Below are 16115 nucleotides of genomic sequence, written 5' to 3'. Positions count from 1 at the left end.
GATCTGGAGAAATCCGTTGTTACGTCGGAGCTGTGCAGCCTGATTTCTTAATTTCAGGAGCTGACCCATGCGTCCACAGAAGTTTTCGTCATCGCGGCGTTCGCGAAGCGTCTCTAGAGGGAAGTCGCCTCTCATCCTCCCCTCTCGCCGTCGTTTTCTACAATACTCCTTGGCGGCTTTCTCGGGCGTGGCTCTGGCTAACTGCCAGCGTTCTACATCGAACACATCAGCTAATCCCAGTGCTAGCTCTAATTCAGGCGCTAACCCTGCCGCCAATGGCGAACCGCTCTATATCTATACCTGGGCTGACTACCTCAGCGAGGAAGTCAACCAGCGCTTTACCGAAGCGACCGGGATTGAAGTCGTTGCGGATGTGTACGACTCCAACGAGGTCATGCTCGCGAAATTACAAGCAGGCGGTGGCAACCAGTACAGCATCATCTACCCCTCCGACTATATGGTGCGGCAGATGATCGAGCTCAATCTCCTGACTTCCATCGATAAAAGTCGGCTAACGGGTCTGGAAAATCTGGTGGAGCGCTGGCAAAACCCCACATACGATGCAGACAATGCCCACAGCATTCCTGTGAGTTGGGGAACAACAGGATTTATCTACAACAACAAGGTCATCAACCCAGGGCCAGAAGATTGGGATTTCCTTTGGGAGAACAAGGACTCACTGTCGCGTAAAATCACCCTCCTGGATGACGTACGCGAAGTTATGGGCGCAGCTCTCAAATCCCTGGGATATTCCTACAACTCCACGAATGAGCAGGAATTGAAGGCGGCTTACGAAAAGCTCAGAGAATTAAAACCTAGCGTGGCATCCTTTGAGTCCTTTGGTTGGGAGGATCGGCTCATTTCCGGGGACCTGAACCTGTGTATGAGCTACTCTATCCTTGGCAACGCCCTCACACCCGAGAACCCCCAACTAACCTACGTCATCCCCAGCAGCGGCACCTCAGTCTGGACAGATACCCTGGCCATTCCCAAAACTGCTCCTAATGTGGATGCAGCCTACGCCTGGATGAACTTCCTGCTAGAACCAGAAAACTCGGCGTTTGCGGTTTCAAAGCTGCGGTTTGCGACACCTAACAAGCTGGCCTTTGAACAGCTTCCATCAGAGTTAAAGGAAAACGAGAAGCTATTTCCGCCTGAAACCATGCTAGCTAAGTGCGAAGGTATTAAGTCAGTCGGGGATACGATAAAAATCTATGATGGTCTCTGGACACAATTGAGAAGCGTTTGAAGCGACAATTGTAAACCGAATTACTTCATCAAAAGTTTACTGTTTTTGTTGAAATGCCCCTAATTGAGGGGCATTTTTTATTGAAGAATAAGCCTTGGGCGATTGCTTTCTTATACGGGATATTTCACTCAATATTTCTTCAATTTCTTATAGCTTGCAACGTGAGGATTGAATATGTTTTCAAATTTACAAATTGAAGGCTTTGAAATTAAGTCTTTCTTAAGTTTCATCCGCCTTGAGTTAGATATTGAAAGCCGTTGTAAATACTTTAGAAAAAATACAGATGAGTAAAACACTGGAAAATAGAAGATTAGAGCCTTTCGATAGCATTTCTGCCTTGGGATCAAGTTGCTACCCCATGATTCCGATGACATAATGATTTATGAGAATGACGGGAATAACATTTAATAAACCTGATTTTGGTTTTATCGAAATTGTCATCACGTTAAAAATTCCATCTTTTGAGAGAAGGAATCAATAATTCTCCCCTGTTAGGCGGTTCTGCTTTCAGAAGTTTTTGCTGCTTTGAAGTTAGTTTAATAATCTAAAATCTGAGGGTTTTCCAATGGCTACGTATGAGATCAAGGCAAATCCAAGTGAAGCAAAGGTGCAACAAATCCACTGCCCTAACTGTGGTAGTCATGCAGAAAAGCATTATCTTTCCGACAGCACCCTCGTTAGAGTTCAGTGCAGTCATTGCGACTATTTAATGGTGACTTGCTCTGCAACCGGAGTTGTTTTAGAGGCTTATGCTCCAGGCATTTACGCCAAGCGTTGAACTTATTAATTGAATAATCGTAGCCACATAGAGCGGAGGCTGTGCTTCCGCTCTATCTTTTACAAGACTCACGCATTTGTGTTGTGGGTGGGGTGCTTCGCATCCCACCCACAACACAAATACACTGCGGATTGCGATTTGTGTAAGCCCTGTTTTATTCAGGAACAGCTATAGTTGGCACCTGAGGATAGCAATGCACTTAACGTACTTGCACACTGCTATAGTCGTTTACCTAACCTGAGACTAGGTTAAGAGCTTTTTCGAGAGGTGTGCAATGTGCGCCTCTCAAAAAAATCATTTTGGCGTGCGCGAAACGCCGCTCTCAACCCAAACTCAAGTTATTCATAACTATTCGTCAAGGTTTCAACCCATAACGAATGGAACCACGAGCTGTACGAGGATCAACCACTTGGCCCTCTTGAAGAACCTGAATAATGCCAGCATTAGCCAATTCAATACCAATTTGGCGAACGCGCTCTATAAGCGATCGCCATCTCTCCCCAACCAAATCTTGGGCCACTTCCGCCGGGGAAATGGTGTTGTTAGGGCCACGAGCCTGAAGTTTAGCGAGAATACATTGACGGATAACGCTCGAATCCAGTCACCGCTGAGAGGGGCTCAGGACAGTTTCAGGAGTCATTGAGTTATAGCGGATACCCGCATCCTTTAGACGCTGAAGGGCTTCCCCAAGGCGATCGCAATCCGCAATCAAACTCACCCGTACATAACCTTCACCGCCGCTACCAAAGGCATTACCCGGTGTTACGACCACACCTGTCTGCTGGAGAACATTCAGTGCAAAATCGGTCGATGAAACGTTAGGAGGCGTGGGTACCCAGAGATACATGGTGGCTCGGGTCTTAGGTACAGTCCAGCCCAATTCCGCAAAACCATCAATTAGGAAGTCTCGACGCAGGCGATAGCGCGACTGAACCTCATGCAGGTAGACATCGGGTAGTTGCAGGGCGGTTTCTGCTGCCTTCTGGAGAGCTGAAAAAATACCGTAATCCAGGTTTGTCTTCAGCGTCCGTAGACCTTGAATGATGTGGCGGTTGCCAACCACAAAGCCAACGCGCCAACCAGCCATGTTGTAGGTCTTGGAGAGGGTGTGGAACTCGACACCAATATCCTTAGCGCCAGGAATTTCCAGCAAACTGGTGGGCTGATAGCCATCAAAGGCTAACTCTGCGTAAGCCTGGTCGTGAACCAGCAGAATTTCATGTTTCCGGGCAAAGGCAACAATGTCCTCGAAGAACTCCCGGGGAGCGGTAGCTGCCGTGGGGTTACTGGGATAGTTGAAATAAAGAATCTTTGCCCGTTCTGCAATATGGTCAGGAATAGAACCCAGATCGATCAGCCAGTCATCCTCAGCCTTAAGCAACATGGGATAAATGTCACCTCCGGCGATCGCTGGCCCCCGGAAGTGGGCCGGGTAGGCCGGGTTCGGCACCAGCACCACATCACCCGGGTTGACGTAGGCCATGGCTAGATGGGTTAACCCTTCCTTAGAACCCAGCAGAGGCAGGGCTTCCCCATCCGGATCAAGGGTTACACCATAACGACGGTGATACCAGTCGGTAATCGCCTTACGGAAGCTGGCTGTCCCCTCAAAAGGTGGATAGCCATGGTTGGATGAATCTTGAAGGGCTTTCACAGCCGCTTCCACAATGGGTTGCGGAGTCGGGCCATCAGGATTGCCCATCCCCAGGTCAATCAGATCCAACCCCTGCTCGCGGGCACGGGCTTTGAGTTCGTCGAGGCGGGCGAACACGTAGGGGGGCAAAGCACTCAGGCGATCGGCGCGACGGCTAGTCCAATCTGGGGTCATCCCTTATTTCTCCTCAGTCAAATCGACGGCCTCGTGCGCCGTGCTCGTGAGTTCTCGACCTCCCATTTCGACGGTGGGCACCGTAGTCGATACCATCGCTGCCATCAGCTGAGCCGGGCTAACCGGGAATGGCAAACGGTGAATATCGGAACCGGGGCGACAGGCCACTTCAGCAGCTTGTTGCAATTCCGTCAGGCGAATATCGCCTAAGCCCAGGTCAGCCAAAGTCATGGGTAAGCCAATGGCCTCATAAAACTGGAGCAACTGTTGTCGAGTGGTGGAGGCTAAGCGATTGCCCTGCACCATCTCCTCTAAACGAAGTTGCACCAGAATACCGTAAGCAACCTTCTCTCCATGCAACATGCCATGGCTTTGAGGCAGATGTGTGAGGCCATTGTGGACGGCATGGGCGGCAACCGTACGACACTGAGCACCACCCAGGCCACCAATAACGCCAGCCAGCAATACCGTAGCATCTACCACTTCCTGCCAATCGGCTCCCCCTGGAGTCGCCAAAGCCGCGGCTGACTTCTGGAACAGCAAATCGCGCAGCACCCGTGCCTGCTGTACTGCGGCAATGATGAGGGTTTGCTCAGAGTGGCCGCTACTCACAGAGGACTCGTACCACTTGGCTAGAGCATCACCAATCCCGGCTACCAGGGTACGGCGATCGCTTGTGGCCAATACCCCATAATCCAGAATGAGTAGATCAGGACAACGGGGCAGTGCCACATCATAGAGAAATGCACCGGCCTCTGAATATACATTCGACAGAGCCGTCCAGGCGGCGCAGGTGGCCCCTGATGTGGGAATCGTTACAACGGGCAAGCTGTGCTGATAAGCCAACAACTTAGCGGCATCCAGAGCTTTACCGCCCCCCATACCAATGATGAAATCGGCTTCGTGGTCGGTGACAGCGCGCCCTATCCGGGCCAGGCTAACTTCGCTGCAATCTGCACCATAGGTTGTGTCGGCAGCTTGCAACCCATGCTGCTTGAGAATCGGCTTGAGGAGAGGGCGGACGACCTTGAGAGAGCGATCGCCCCCCACTAACAGTGGGCGCTTGCCCAAACGAGCAATAGCGTCCCCCGACTGAGACAATGCATCGGCTCCGCGTACCACTTGAGCCGGAGCCATCATCGAAACCAGCGGTGGAGCTGACGCAGATAAGGAAGTAGAACGTGCCATAGAAAACACAGAAGATAAGGATGAGACAGGCGACGCCTATGCAGGATTAGAGGCGGGGGGCGGGGGAAGTTGAGCCAGGCGATCGCGGTATATTGTGATCTCCATATCTTGGTCGTCCCGTTCCAGAAGCGATCGCTTCACTTCTCCTAGATAAAACGGTTGGCTCACCCCTTCTTTGGGATGCAGTACCGTACGGGCACGAATCGTCAGTTTTTCTCCAGTGGCGCGACCCAGACGACCCGGCGAAAAGAAATCGCTAGCGGCCTGTTGCAGTGTCGCCGTCAGAGTCTCTTCGTTGATGGGCGTGGGAACGGTAATTACGACCTGCGTTGCGCCAGAATCGTAAACGGTGGCAAAACGCCCTGCACCGGGAATAACAGCCCGAGTAATAGGCACCAGACCCAGGGCGAATAGACCAATGGTCAACACGCCCATGAAACCTGTAATACCAACAAAGCGGAAGCGGAAACCCCACTTAAACAGAAATGCTACGAACGCGATCGCCCCACAAACCAGCGTCAGAATTCCCGACCACTGGGCAAACTGTAGAAAATTGGCTGGGGTAGGCACAGACAGCGACATGGACGTTTTTCCTCACAGGCACTACGGGGAAGATGTAATGCGTAATACCCAAATTATCACAGGACTACACCCTGGATAGTTTTTCTGAAAGCCTTGATTGTGCATACGCTTTGCGCACACACAATCAAGGCTTTCAGAGCTAATCCAGTGCTATTCGTTGCTAATAAATCCGGCGGGTTGGGCCTCCGCAGCATTTTCGATCGCGGCTTTCAAGGTATGCCAGGAGAGGTTAGCACACTTAATCCGTACAGGAAACTGTGCAACCCCTTGCATTACATTCAGCTTGCGCTGTTCCTGGGGAAACTCCTCTTCACCGCGCATCATGGCCTGGAACCGCTGCACCATCGCCAGGGCTTCCGTCGTCGTTTTGCCCCGCAATGCCTCAGCCATCAGATCCGCAGAGGCCATAGAAATAGCGCACCCTTCACCGTCAAAGCGCACCTCTTCAATGCGATCGCCCGCCTCATTCAAATGCAGGGTCAACTCGATCGTGTCACCACAGGACGGATTGTGTCCCTTCTGGTAGCGATCTACCGGATCGGTCTTGCCCTTGAACTTGGGCTTCTTGTAGCGCTCCAAAATAACTTGCTGATACAGGTCGCGGAGATTATCGAGGGACATGATAGTTCTGGCTACGATGATTCAGACTCTTACCGAATAAAAGCCTCCACCTCCATCCTAACAGCCCTATCGAGTTTCACTCTTTGGTTCGCTTGTGTGGAGGAGAGTTCTAAACCTGGTACCCACCTAACCCTTCTCCCGAGAGAGGGGAGATAGAGCGGGACGGTTCAAACTCTAAACAGACTCGGTTCGGTCAGCCACACGTCCCACGACCCCACAGCCAATTCCCTCTTCACCCATAATGAAAGAAAACTAAGTTTTTCTGCTGTCCTCCCCCCGATCTACTCATTCACTCATCGGCTCGCCCATGCTCCCTCGCGACGAACTTCTCAAAGGCATCGAAAACCGTGACACTGCGACCCGGATTTTGGATCAGGCCGAACAGGCAATCAAAACCTGGGATGTGGTCTGCTCCGATTTTCTATCTCCGCCTGAGCTGGCCGAGGTGCAGCGCATGTTTGCCCGATTGACGGAGGTGCAGCTCTTTCCCTGGGGCGGCTATCCTCAGGCAGAGCGCCAGCGAGTCGCGATCGCCCGCGCCGACTTGCCCTTAGAGGCGGAACAGGTGGCGATCGCAGCGGTTTCCATCAGCGGCAACTTCTTGTTTGACCCGGCTACCCACCGAGATTTTCTAGGGGCACTTTTAGGAACGGGAATTGTGCGCGAAAAAGTCGGGGATATTGTGGTGCTGGGAGAGCGCGGTGCCCAGGCGGTCGTGGTGCCAGAGTTAGTCGATTTTCTGGGAATGAACCTGACACAGGTGCGATCGGTACCCGTAAAGACTACCCCCATTCCTCTGAGTGACCTGAAAGTTCGGGAACCAAAGAAAAAAGAGATGACAACCGTTGAAGCCTCGCTGCGATTGGATGCAGTAGCCTCCGCCGGATTTGGTATGTCTCGTAGCAAGATGGTGGATCTGATTAACGCTGGGGATGTGCGAGTCAACTGGAAGGAAATTACCCAGGCCAGTCATTCCTTAAAGGAAGGGGATTTAGTTGCCATTCGTGGCAAGGGGCGTCTGGAAGTAGGTGAGGTTGCTGTGACGAAAAAAGACCGCTTTCGGGTGCAGTTAACGCGTTTCATGTAATTTCTTCAGCCAATTCTTAACCTACACATTGGCAACCTCAGTCTGGGATAGGCTGAAGCACCTATTTTGTCAGCAATTCTCATTTTGAAATCAGGCCCGAAAACTGCGCTAAAGGCGCGCGGTTTTCGGGTATCAAAGCCAAGAGTTCACGCCCTAGGGGCGTGAACTCTTGGCTTTGATACCCATATTGAGAATTGCTGCTATTTTGTCATGCGCCTCGCGCGTGCCAAAATGGGTGTTTTCGAGTGCCGTGCGATGCGGGGTCCTCGAAAACACCCTTACCTCAAACTCAGGTTTGACGCTACTTAGTGACGCCAGTGTATAGGGTTAAGGGTTTGAACGACGTGATTGAAGCAAATGTAACAGAGTGTCAAACAGTTTCGTCCAGATTCCCGTTACAGTAATTAAATGTTCCTTGCTGGGTTCACGGGAGTCTGGGGCATTGGCTAGAGATCCCGCCCTATCTCAGTCCAGTATCTTTGGAGTTTTCAGGTACTTCTCGACCCTGCTGGAACCTCCTGGGTACGGTCTGTAGCACATGCATGATGGACATCCCTGTGCACTCATAACTGTTTGCACCTTTCTCACACTGCGAGGCGATTAGATTGGACGACACGTTTCAGGTATACATCAACCGGGTTGCACGGCTGACCCTACCGGAAGCTCACCGCACTCAGCTTCAACATATTCAAACCTCTCCGAAGTTTCGGTTGGGGCCGGATGGTGCTGTCGAGACTATGCCGTTCCCGGGGTTTTCGGTCATCACTCCTCCCTGGCGCGATGATGCCGAAAATAGTGAGTTCTATAGCCAATTACAGGAACTGCAGCAGTCGGTGGTCAAAGCATTGCCACCGGGCTTACTCGTACCCGTTCCGCCCGAAAGCTTCCACGTTACCCTGGCCGATCTGATTTGGGATGGGATTTATCGGGATGCTGCGGCTCGGCCAAACTTTGATCAGTTGTTGCGCGATCGCATCGCCCAAATCCTCCACGAAGTTCAACCAAGTCTACAAACCGGCATTCCGGCCTACTGGCAAATGCTGGGGCTCGCCATCCGTACCCGTGCCGTTAGTGTGTGCCTGGCTCCCAAAGATGAAGGAGCCTATGAGCAGGTGCTCGCTTTGCGGCGTGCCATCTATCAAAACTCTGACCTGATGGGCCTGGGAATTGAGCAGCAGTACCATTTGACCGCTCATATTACCCTGGGTTACTTCGGCAACATCCCGGAAGACTTAGACCGGGATGGTATCAGCGAAACCTTAAGCAACCTCAATCTGGATTGGTTGAGTCGAGAAAATATGCAATCTGTCTGGTTACACCGAGCAGAACTGCGTAAATTTGATAACATGACCTACTACTATCGGGAGCCCGATTGGCCAGTGGTTGAGTTATAACTGCTAGGTATGAAACCGGAATATGCCCCTCAAAAGAAAGATGAAGCCTTTGGGCTTGTGCCAATCTGGAAAAATCCAGCGGGCGATCGCGTGTTGTTAATTCAACACCACGCGGGCCATTGGGGCTTTCCGAAGGGGCATGCCGATCCGGGAGAAACGGCTCTAATGACCGCTTGTCGGGAATTTGAAGAAGAAACGGGGATTACCGAGTACAAGGCACTCCCCGATAAGACCTTTATTGAGCAATACCGCTTTATGCGGGATGGCTACAGGGTCGAGAAGACCGTGACCTATTTCCTGGCCTGGGTTTATTCCACAACTGTGGTCTGTCAGGAACAGGAAATTCGTAATTACGCCTGGCTCCTGTTTGACGATGCCGCCCGCCAGATTAGCTTTAATCCAGCTCGGCAAGTGTTGCGGCAGGTGCAGGCCCATCTTCCCACCCTTTGAGGCAACCGTCTGTGCCTTCCTGGTCAACCATGCGAACCCGCCGTGGCTTGTTTGTGGGGCTGGTAACGCTGGATCTGCTCTACCAAGTAGAATCCGTTCCTCTCCCTGATCAAAAGATTGTCGCCCTTGACGATACCCTGGCTGCTGGCGGGCCAGCTACGAATGCTGCCATTACCTTTGCCTATTTAGGTGACCTCCCCACCATTCTTGGGGTTCTAGGTCGCCATGCTTTGACCCTGCCGATTCAGGCTGACCTGGCTCAGCATGGAGTAGATTGGCGTGACCTGGATGAGGATACGTTGATCTCGCCCCCCGTGTCTTCGGTCCTGGTAACCCGTAGTACTGGGGAGCGGGCAGTCATTTCCCGTAATGCCACGCGGACGAAGGTGCCGGGCGATCGCCTTCCCCCATCTGTAGCAAAAGAATTAGAACAGCAAGCCTTCCACATCGTTTTGATGGATGGCCACCAAATTCCTATTGGGCGAGAAGTCGCCCAACACGCCCGTCAGTATGGCATCCCGGTAGTGATGGATGGTGGCAGTTGGAAAGACGACTTTGATACGGCGATGCCATGGATCGACTATGCCCTTTGCTCGGCACACTTCTCCCCACCGGGTTGCCGGGATGAAGCTGATGTAATTGCGTTCCTGCGCGATCGCGGTATCACGCACATCGCTATCACCCACGGCGGCGACCCCATCACTTATGTCACACCTGAAGAGACGGGCACTGTAGCCGTACCCACGATCCGGCCCGTTGATACGCTGGGAGCGGGGGATATTTTTCACGGTGCATTTTGCCATTTCATCCTGCGAACCGATTTTCGAGAAGCGTTGGCCCAGTCCGCAGAGGTGGCGGCACGTTCCTGTAAGTCTTTTGGCACGCGCCACTGGATGCGGGAAGGATAGATTTTCTCGTTTTTGAATGGAGTTATGACATGGGATGTGGAATCGCTCTACATCCCATGTCATAACTCCATTCAGCAATATCTAAACTTTTACCCGCTTTTAGTAATTCGCATGCATCAGCATGATGTAGGTTATAGCAGAACGCTACGACCTGTCGCGCTGATGCGTCCGAATGCCTATTGACTGGGAGCCGAGAAGAGGCAAGCCATGGCTAAGAAATATTCCGTCAACCTCGAAAACGATGAACTGATTTCCGTAGAAGTGGATGGCATAACCTACGGCAGCCCCTACGAAATTTCAGATAGCGCGGATCGAGCCAAGATACTGGCGATGGTAGAAAGCCAGGGTGCTCACGATAATACCCTTGAGGAACTGGGGATAGACGACGACATCTTTGATATGACGATGGATAGGCCGTCGCTAGAGACAACAAGCTCCGACGTTGACGTATCTATCGTGCCGAAGGTCGTCGGTTCCATTTTTCTGGGAGTTTCGGTACTGCTGTTAAGCCTGGCAGCCTATACCGGGCTCAGGACACGGGAAGCAATTGCTCACGAAGTTACCACTACCGGCAAAGTCGTAGACGTCGTGACCCGTAAGGATAAGGAGGGGGACGCTTTCTCTTACCCCACCGTCACCTTCTGGTTACCCGACGATCAGCAGCACACCACTGAGCTGGGCGGTGGTAGCACCCAATCGCCTTATGAAGTTGGTGAGCAGGTGACCATTGCTTATGACCCCGCCAACCCCGATGATGCGCGGATTAAGTCCGTCAGTAGCACCATCGGCCTCTGGTTTCTGCCCGTTCACCTTGGCTTTATGGGCACCCTATTTGGCGGTGGAACGCTTCTGGCACTCTGGCTGATCAAAACCGATTTTGGGAATTCCTCAAAGTCCTAATTTTTTGGGAAAGAACAGCTTCGCAACCCTCAAAAAACATTGCAGAAACGGGTTATGGTTTAAACCCACAGATGGGGTGTGATGAAAGGGGCACTTCGCCCCCCTTTCATCACACCCCATCTACAGGTCCAGAACACTACCCCGATCCGGAAGCCTTAGCTCACAGAAACAGGGTTGGACTTCGCCACACTGGGCCGCCAACGGTTTGCAATGGGCATGCGCCAACCAGAGCCAAAGGCGCGATCGCTAATCTTTAACCCCGGTGCAGCTTGCTTGCGCTTAAATTCTGCAATGGTCACCAGGCGCACCACCTTGTCTACCACAGCCGGATCATGGCCTGCCGCGACAATCTCAGCAGGGGATTGGTGATCCTCAACAAAGCGATCGAGAATGTCATCCAGCACATCATAGGATGGCAGAGAATCCTGATCCACCTGTCCTGGCTTGAGCTCAGCACTGGGGGGTTTGGTGATGACATTGTTAGGAATGACTTCTTGAGGATTTGACATGCCATAGTGCCACTCCTGCCAACCACCCTCGTTGAGCCACTGGCACACTGAATAGACCCAGGTTTTGGGCACATCGGCGATCGCCGCTAATCCCCCATTCATATCCCCATACAACGTGCAATAACCCACCGCCATCTCAGATTTGTTACCCGTGGAAATCAGCAAATGGCCAAGTTTATTGGACACAGCCATCAGCAACACACCCCGAATGCGTGATTGAATATTTTCCTCGGCTATCCCAAACTGGGTTCCTGCAAACACAGGTTCCAAACTTTTATCAAAAGCCTTCATGGGCTCTTCGATGGGGAGCGTATGGGTTTGTATACCCAGGTTGTCGGCCAGGGACAGGGCATCCGTGATGGAGTGGTCAGAGCTGTAGGGGGATGGCATCAGGATGCCGAGTACATTTTCAGAACCGAGGGCGGCGGTAGCGATCGCCGCGACCAAAGACGAATCAATTCCCCCGCTCAGCCCCAACACGACCCGCTGAAAACCACACTTTTGCACATAATCTCGCACACCCAACACCAACGCTCCCCAAATTTCCGCTTCGGGACACTCGGGCAATGGGGTGATCGTACCCCGCTTGATATTTCTGGTGTTAGGGTCAAAGGTGACAATGCGCAAATCGGTTTCGAAGGATGTGGCCCGTTCCACCACTTCGCCATGCCGATTAAATGCAACGCTATTGCCGTCAAAAATCAGGTCATCGTTGCCACCCACCTGATTGGCGTAGAGGATGGGCAAATGGCACCGCTTCGCCCCATGGTGCAGCATTGCTTCGCGCATGTGTTGCTTACCTACACAGAAGGGCGAGGCCGATAAGTTCACCACCAGATCAGCGCCTTTCGCTGCTAAATCATCCACCGGATTCACGTTATACGTGCGCTTGCCCCAAAACTCCTCGTCATTCCAGAGGTCTTCGCAGATGGTGACGCCGACCGTAACTGTGGTATCTCCGACAGCTACTTGAAAGCAATCGCTGGCATTGCCCCGCTCAAAATAGCGATCCTCATCAAACACGTCGTAGGTCGGTAGCAGCCGCTTGCGGAAATACTGCTGCACCTGCCCGCCTTCCAACAAAGCTGCCGTATTGTAAAGCGGTTTCCCACCCGACACGATCGCCTGATCATTGCGCTCCACTGTCCCCACCAGCACCGCTAACTCTGGGGGCAAATCTCGCGCCAATTGCTCCAGGGTGCTTTCCATCGTGGTGATAAAGCTGGGTTGCATCAGCAAATCGCGCGGTGGGTAACCACACAAAGCAAGCTCAGTGGTAAGGAGTAACCGGGCGTCTTGAGCGATCGCCTGCTGTGCCGCCTCCAAAATACGCTGAGCATTACCAGCCAAATCTCCAATCGTGGGGTTGAGTTGAGCGATCGCAATTTTCATAGCTATTAATTAGATAAACACCAAAGGTTTGTCTTTCAAAGGAGCAAACGCATCAGCGTCAAAGCGATAGAGCGCCGCAGGACGACCCGCCCCACGGGTTACTTTGACACCCGTATCCGTCAAGAACCCTAGCTTCAAAAGCCGCGAGCGGAAATTGGAATAATCAGAAAACCCATCCCCCAACACGGTGGTGTAAAGCTGGTACAGATCCCCCAGAGTAAACAGTTCAGGCAGCACATCAAAGGCGATCGGGCTATACTCCAACTTGTTACGAAGGCGGCGGTAGCCGTATTGCAGAATTTCACTATGGTCGAACGCTAAATCGGGAAGCTGGTTCATGGGAAACCAGGCAATGCCGCTAACCCCATCCGCAATAAGCTCGGCTTCTGCAAACCGTACCAGGGCGAAGTAGCTGACAGAGAGGTAGCGATTGCCATAACTATCCGTCGCTTCCCGTGGATCTCGACTGGGACCGCCAAAGGTATAGAGCTGTTCCAGGTACAAATTATTGACGCGAATCTTCTCAGCCAGCACCCGATAAGCCGCTTCCTCCAGGGATTCCCCCTCCCGCACCAGAGTTCCTGGTAAGGACCAGCGATGCAAAAACGGCTCTTTATCACGCAACACTAACAGTACCAGCAGCCGATTCTGGTCGGTATCGACCGAGAAGATGACATTGTCTACCCCGACTTTGAACTGGGCGAGTGCCCGCTGGGCAATAGACTTTTTGGGGCGGCGTCCTGGCATGTATACAATTTCTCTCGATGAATATATTCCTCAATGGGCGGCGTGAGCACGCCGGATGCGTGAGTTTCGCGGAAACGGGTGGATGAGATGGGAAGACCCATCAGGTCGGCGATCGCCACCCTGGCTCCCATCTGCTTTACTGTCTCCAGATCGGCTGTTTCAAGCTGGAAACCAGGGCGCGGAACTACCAGTAGCTTAACTTGCCGTAGCAGGTCTTCCACCCGATACCAGCGAGGGAGTTGGGGCACGAGATCCGAACCGATGACCAGGGTAAATTCGGCCTGCTTCCAGTGTGCCCGAGCCCGTTCCACCGTGACTACAGCCCGAGGGCTACTCAAGTCAGGAAAGAGTTGAATAGTTTGGCGAGGTGGATCGATCGCCTGAATCATCAGGCTCAGCATCCGCATTCGGTGCTCCAAAGGGGTCTGATGAGATTTAAAGGGGTTGTCAGAAGCCCACACAGCTACGCCATCAAAGTGATGGGAGAGCCAAACCAGAATTTCCTGATGGGCAGCAGTAGGGGGATCGGCGCTGGTGCCGAAGAGGGCGATGTGTTGCATTTTCAGGGGTAGATGGGTGGATGGGTAAATGGTGGATAGGTGGGGAGTTATTAATGGTGTTCAGTATAGGTTTGGTGGATGCGGTTGTGGATTTGGGTAGTAAGCTCAACCAGGGCGGGGGAGAGTTGGGGGGTGTAGAGGGTGGGTTGAGTAACTTGGCGGAGGTTAGCGGGAAGATGGCGAACCTGAGTAGTAGTGCGTCGGGCGATCGCACTTAAGGATTCCGGGTGCAATAACCGTTCTCCAGAACGCATGACAGGCTTTAAGAGCGGCTCTTCATCGGAATTTGGGGCTTCATTAGAAAGGACTAAGCGATCCTGGAGAAAGGTTCCGTCGCGATCAGTCTGCCGAAAAACTTGCTTGCGTCCGGGGTAGGTTACCTTGCCGCTGGCCGCTTTCATGGTGGGGATGCCGTCAATTTCAACCAACTTATACACCCCATTCACGGGGGAACCGCTGACAAGCCGAGTGCCCAAGCCATAACCGTCGATACAAGCTCCAGCCTCGTTTAAGCGCTGGATTTCGTACTCGTCGAGGTCGCCACTGGCAAAGATAGTGACATCAGGGAGAAGCGATCGCACCTTCTGCGATAACTCGATGAGGTTACCCGAATCCAGTCGCACGCCACTGAGCTCGATCTCCCCTGCCCGTACACGCCGAGCCAACGCCTGGGCAGCTTCCAGCGTATCGTACGTGTCAATGAGCAATGGGGCTTTTGGGAAATAACGATGGAAGGCTGTAAATGCCTGTTGTTCGCTTCCTTCCATTGCCTCTAGTGCCATCACCAGGGCATGAGCCATTGTGCCGCTGGGTCGATAGCCCAATTCCAGCGAGGCCAGCACGTTGGAGGTCGCATCCATCCCTCCAGCCAAAGCCGCCCGCGCGGCCCAGAGGGAGGCTTGAGGGCCAAAAGCACGCCGGGTACCAAACTCCAGCAGGCTAGCGGACTCACCTGCCACGTCCCGTAAGCGCGCTGCTCGCGTTGCCACTAGGGTTTGATAGTTCAGGGTATTAAGCAGATAAGTCTCAACTAACTGAGCCTGCCATAGGGGCGCTTCGATCCGTAGCAAGGGTTCGTTCGCAAATACCACAGTCCCTTCCGGCACAGCCCAGACGTCCCCCTCGAAACGAGCCTCTGCTAACATCTGCCAGAAGGCATCTGGGACGCTATCAAATACTCCGGTCGCTTGTAGCGCCTCGATATGCTCGGCAGTAAATTGCAAATGCTTCAAATAATCCAAAACTTGCGTCAGTCCCATGGCAACCAGATAGCCAAAGTTATCAGGAAGACGACGGGCAAATAGTTCAAAGCTAGCCCGCTTTTGATGCAGCCCTTCTCCCACATAACAGGCCGACATGGTGAGTTGGTACAAATCAGTTAGCAGACTGGTATCAGACAGACGCACTTGAGAAAGAGCCAGGGATTGCATAGGGCCACCATCCGGTAAGGGGCACGGGATAATTTTGTGATCTGGATGCATTAACCTCGACCGGGTCGACTACACCAACCCTCTATCTAGGCCCGATATTCCTGGTAACACAAGACATCGAATATAGTGATTTTAACCAAAAATATTCTGTCCGTCCAGAAAGCAAACAGCTATTTTTTCAACGTTCTCTAACGTTTGACTGAATCAAAGCCACCTTAAGAACCCCACATTATATTAAATACAACTAAAACTAAATATTTCTTAACTTCAATTTCTGCCAGTATTGTCCCCGTCACAGCAACCTTAATTTAGTTGCTGTAGAGTGCGAAGTAGCTCTGCCACAACAACCCATCACACATCTAAAACAGTATCTAACCTATGTTCAGGGATGGGACATTTTTCGCCCCCATCCCTAAACATAGGCAAGCAGAAGACTCAAAAGGCTGTGCCGCCCACTTCGGGGACGGCGCAGCCTTTTGAGTCTTCTGTTGA

At 52.4% G+C, this 16115-nt stretch carries 16 protein-coding genes; 7 read left to right on the top strand and 9 right to left on the bottom strand.

The genetic code is table 11. The annotated features are described in order from the left end of the window. The first annotated feature begins 67 nt into the window (after positions 1-67). The gene (locus NDI52_RS06145; RefSeq protein WP_190771976.1) at positions 68-1249 is read left to right on the top strand and encodes a spermidine/putrescine ABC transporter substrate-binding protein; all 1182 of its coding nucleotides are present in this window, start codon (positions 68-70) and stop codon (positions 1247-1249) included. Positions 1250-1814: 565 nt separating this feature from the next. Beyond that, positions 1815-2027, top strand: coding sequence for a replication restart DNA helicase PriA (locus tag NDI52_RS06140; protein ID WP_242035834.1), 213 nt, complete (start codon positions 1815-1817; stop codon positions 2025-2027). 355 nt (positions 2028-2382) lie between these two features. On the opposite strand, the gene NDI52_RS06135 is transcribed toward NDI52_RS06140, so the two are convergent. The 5 genes from NDI52_RS06135 to sufU all read right to left on the bottom strand — a co-directional run bounded on the left by NDI52_RS06135 (position 2383) and on the right by sufU (position 6246). Continuing rightward, complete coding sequence (locus NDI52_RS06135; RefSeq protein WP_348256327.1) at positions 2383-2613, bottom strand: DUF3253 domain-containing protein; 231 nt, start codon at positions 2611-2613, stop codon at positions 2383-2385. Positions 2614-2628: 15 nt separating this feature from the next. Beyond that, positions 2629-3855, bottom strand: a complete 1227-nt coding sequence (locus tag NDI52_RS06130; protein WP_190771977.1) for an aspartate aminotransferase — start codon at positions 3853-3855, stop codon at positions 2629-2631. Positions 3856-3858: 3 nt separating this feature from the next. Next, the gene (locus NDI52_RS06125; RefSeq protein ID WP_190771978.1) at positions 3859-5043 is read right to left on the bottom strand and encodes an iron-containing alcohol dehydrogenase family protein; all 1185 of its coding nucleotides are present in this window, start codon (positions 5041-5043) and stop codon (positions 3859-3861) included. 36 nt (positions 5044-5079) lie between these two features. Beyond that, on the bottom strand, positions 5080-5613 hold the full coding sequence (locus NDI52_RS06120; protein WP_190772032.1) for a DUF2518 family protein: 534 nt from the start codon (positions 5611-5613) through the stop codon (positions 5080-5082). 162 nt (positions 5614-5775) lie between these two features. Beyond that, positions 5776-6246, bottom strand: coding sequence for a Fe-S cluster assembly sulfur transfer protein SufU (sufU, locus tag NDI52_RS06115; protein WP_190771979.1), 471 nt, complete (start codon positions 6244-6246; stop codon positions 5776-5778). 307 nt (positions 6247-6553) lie between these two features. Here sufU and NDI52_RS06110 point away from each other — a divergent pair, with 307 nt between their 5' ends. The 5 genes from NDI52_RS06110 to NDI52_RS06090 all read left to right on the top strand — a co-directional run bounded on the left by NDI52_RS06110 (position 6554) and on the right by NDI52_RS06090 (position 10985). Continuing rightward, positions 6554-7333 carry a photosystem II S4 domain protein gene (locus NDI52_RS06110; RefSeq protein WP_190771980.1) on the top strand — a complete coding sequence of 260 codons (780 nt, stop codon included), beginning with the start codon at positions 6554-6556 and terminating at the stop codon, positions 7331-7333. A gap of 605 nt (positions 7334-7938) precedes the next feature. Then, a complete protein-coding gene (locus NDI52_RS06105; RefSeq protein ID WP_190771981.1) occupies positions 7939-8727 on the top strand; it encodes a DUF1868 domain-containing protein in 789 nt (262 codons plus the stop codon). Between the two features lie 9 nt (positions 8728-8736). After that, complete coding sequence (locus NDI52_RS06100) at positions 8737-9177, top strand: NUDIX domain-containing protein (protein ID WP_190771982.1); 441 nt, start codon at positions 8737-8739, stop codon at positions 9175-9177. A gap of 29 nt (positions 9178-9206) precedes the next feature. After that, positions 9207-10085, top strand: a complete 879-nt coding sequence (locus NDI52_RS06095; RefSeq protein ID WP_190772033.1) for a PfkB family carbohydrate kinase — start codon at positions 9207-9209, stop codon at positions 10083-10085. Positions 10086-10292: 207 nt separating this feature from the next. Further along, positions 10293-10985 carry a DUF3592 domain-containing protein gene (locus NDI52_RS06090; protein WP_190771983.1) on the top strand — a complete coding sequence of 231 codons (693 nt, stop codon included), beginning with the start codon at positions 10293-10295 and terminating at the stop codon, positions 10983-10985. A 155-nt stretch (positions 10986-11140) separates the two neighbouring features. Here the strand turns inward: NDI52_RS06090 and NDI52_RS06085 are convergent, their stop codons facing one another. Genes NDI52_RS06085 through NDI52_RS06070 form a run of 4 tightly spaced genes read right to left on the bottom strand, consistent with a single transcriptional unit; the run spans position 11141 to position 15623 of the window. Next, on the bottom strand, positions 11141-12886 hold the full coding sequence (locus NDI52_RS06085) for an NAD+ synthase (protein WP_190771984.1): 1746 nt from the start codon (positions 12884-12886) through the stop codon (positions 11141-11143). A 9-nt stretch (positions 12887-12895) separates the two neighbouring features. Then, the gene (locus NDI52_RS06080) at positions 12896-13633 is read right to left on the bottom strand and encodes an NUDIX domain-containing protein (RefSeq protein WP_190771985.1); all 738 of its coding nucleotides are present in this window, start codon (positions 13631-13633) and stop codon (positions 12896-12898) included. Further along, a complete protein-coding gene (locus tag NDI52_RS06075) occupies positions 13567-14193 on the bottom strand; it encodes a nicotinate-nucleotide adenylyltransferase (RefSeq protein ID WP_190771986.1) in 627 nt (208 codons plus the stop codon). The genes NDI52_RS06080 and NDI52_RS06075 overlap by 67 nt, the downstream gene beginning before the upstream one ends. Positions 14194-14243: 50 nt before the next feature. Continuing rightward, positions 14244-15623: a nicotinate phosphoribosyltransferase gene (locus NDI52_RS06070; RefSeq protein ID WP_190772034.1), complete on the bottom strand. Its 1380-nt coding sequence runs from the start codon at positions 15621-15623 to the stop codon at positions 14244-14246. Positions 15624-16115: the final 492 nt, after the last annotated feature.

Origin of the sequence: Leptolyngbya sp. PL-A3 (assembly GCF_039962325.1) — a bacterium.
Lineage (GTDB): Bacteria > Cyanobacteriota > Cyanobacteriia > Elainellales > Elainellaceae > Vacuolonema.
The sequence above is the reverse complement of the archived record's forward strand: the minus strand, read 5'-3'. Positions and strand labels throughout refer to the sequence as shown.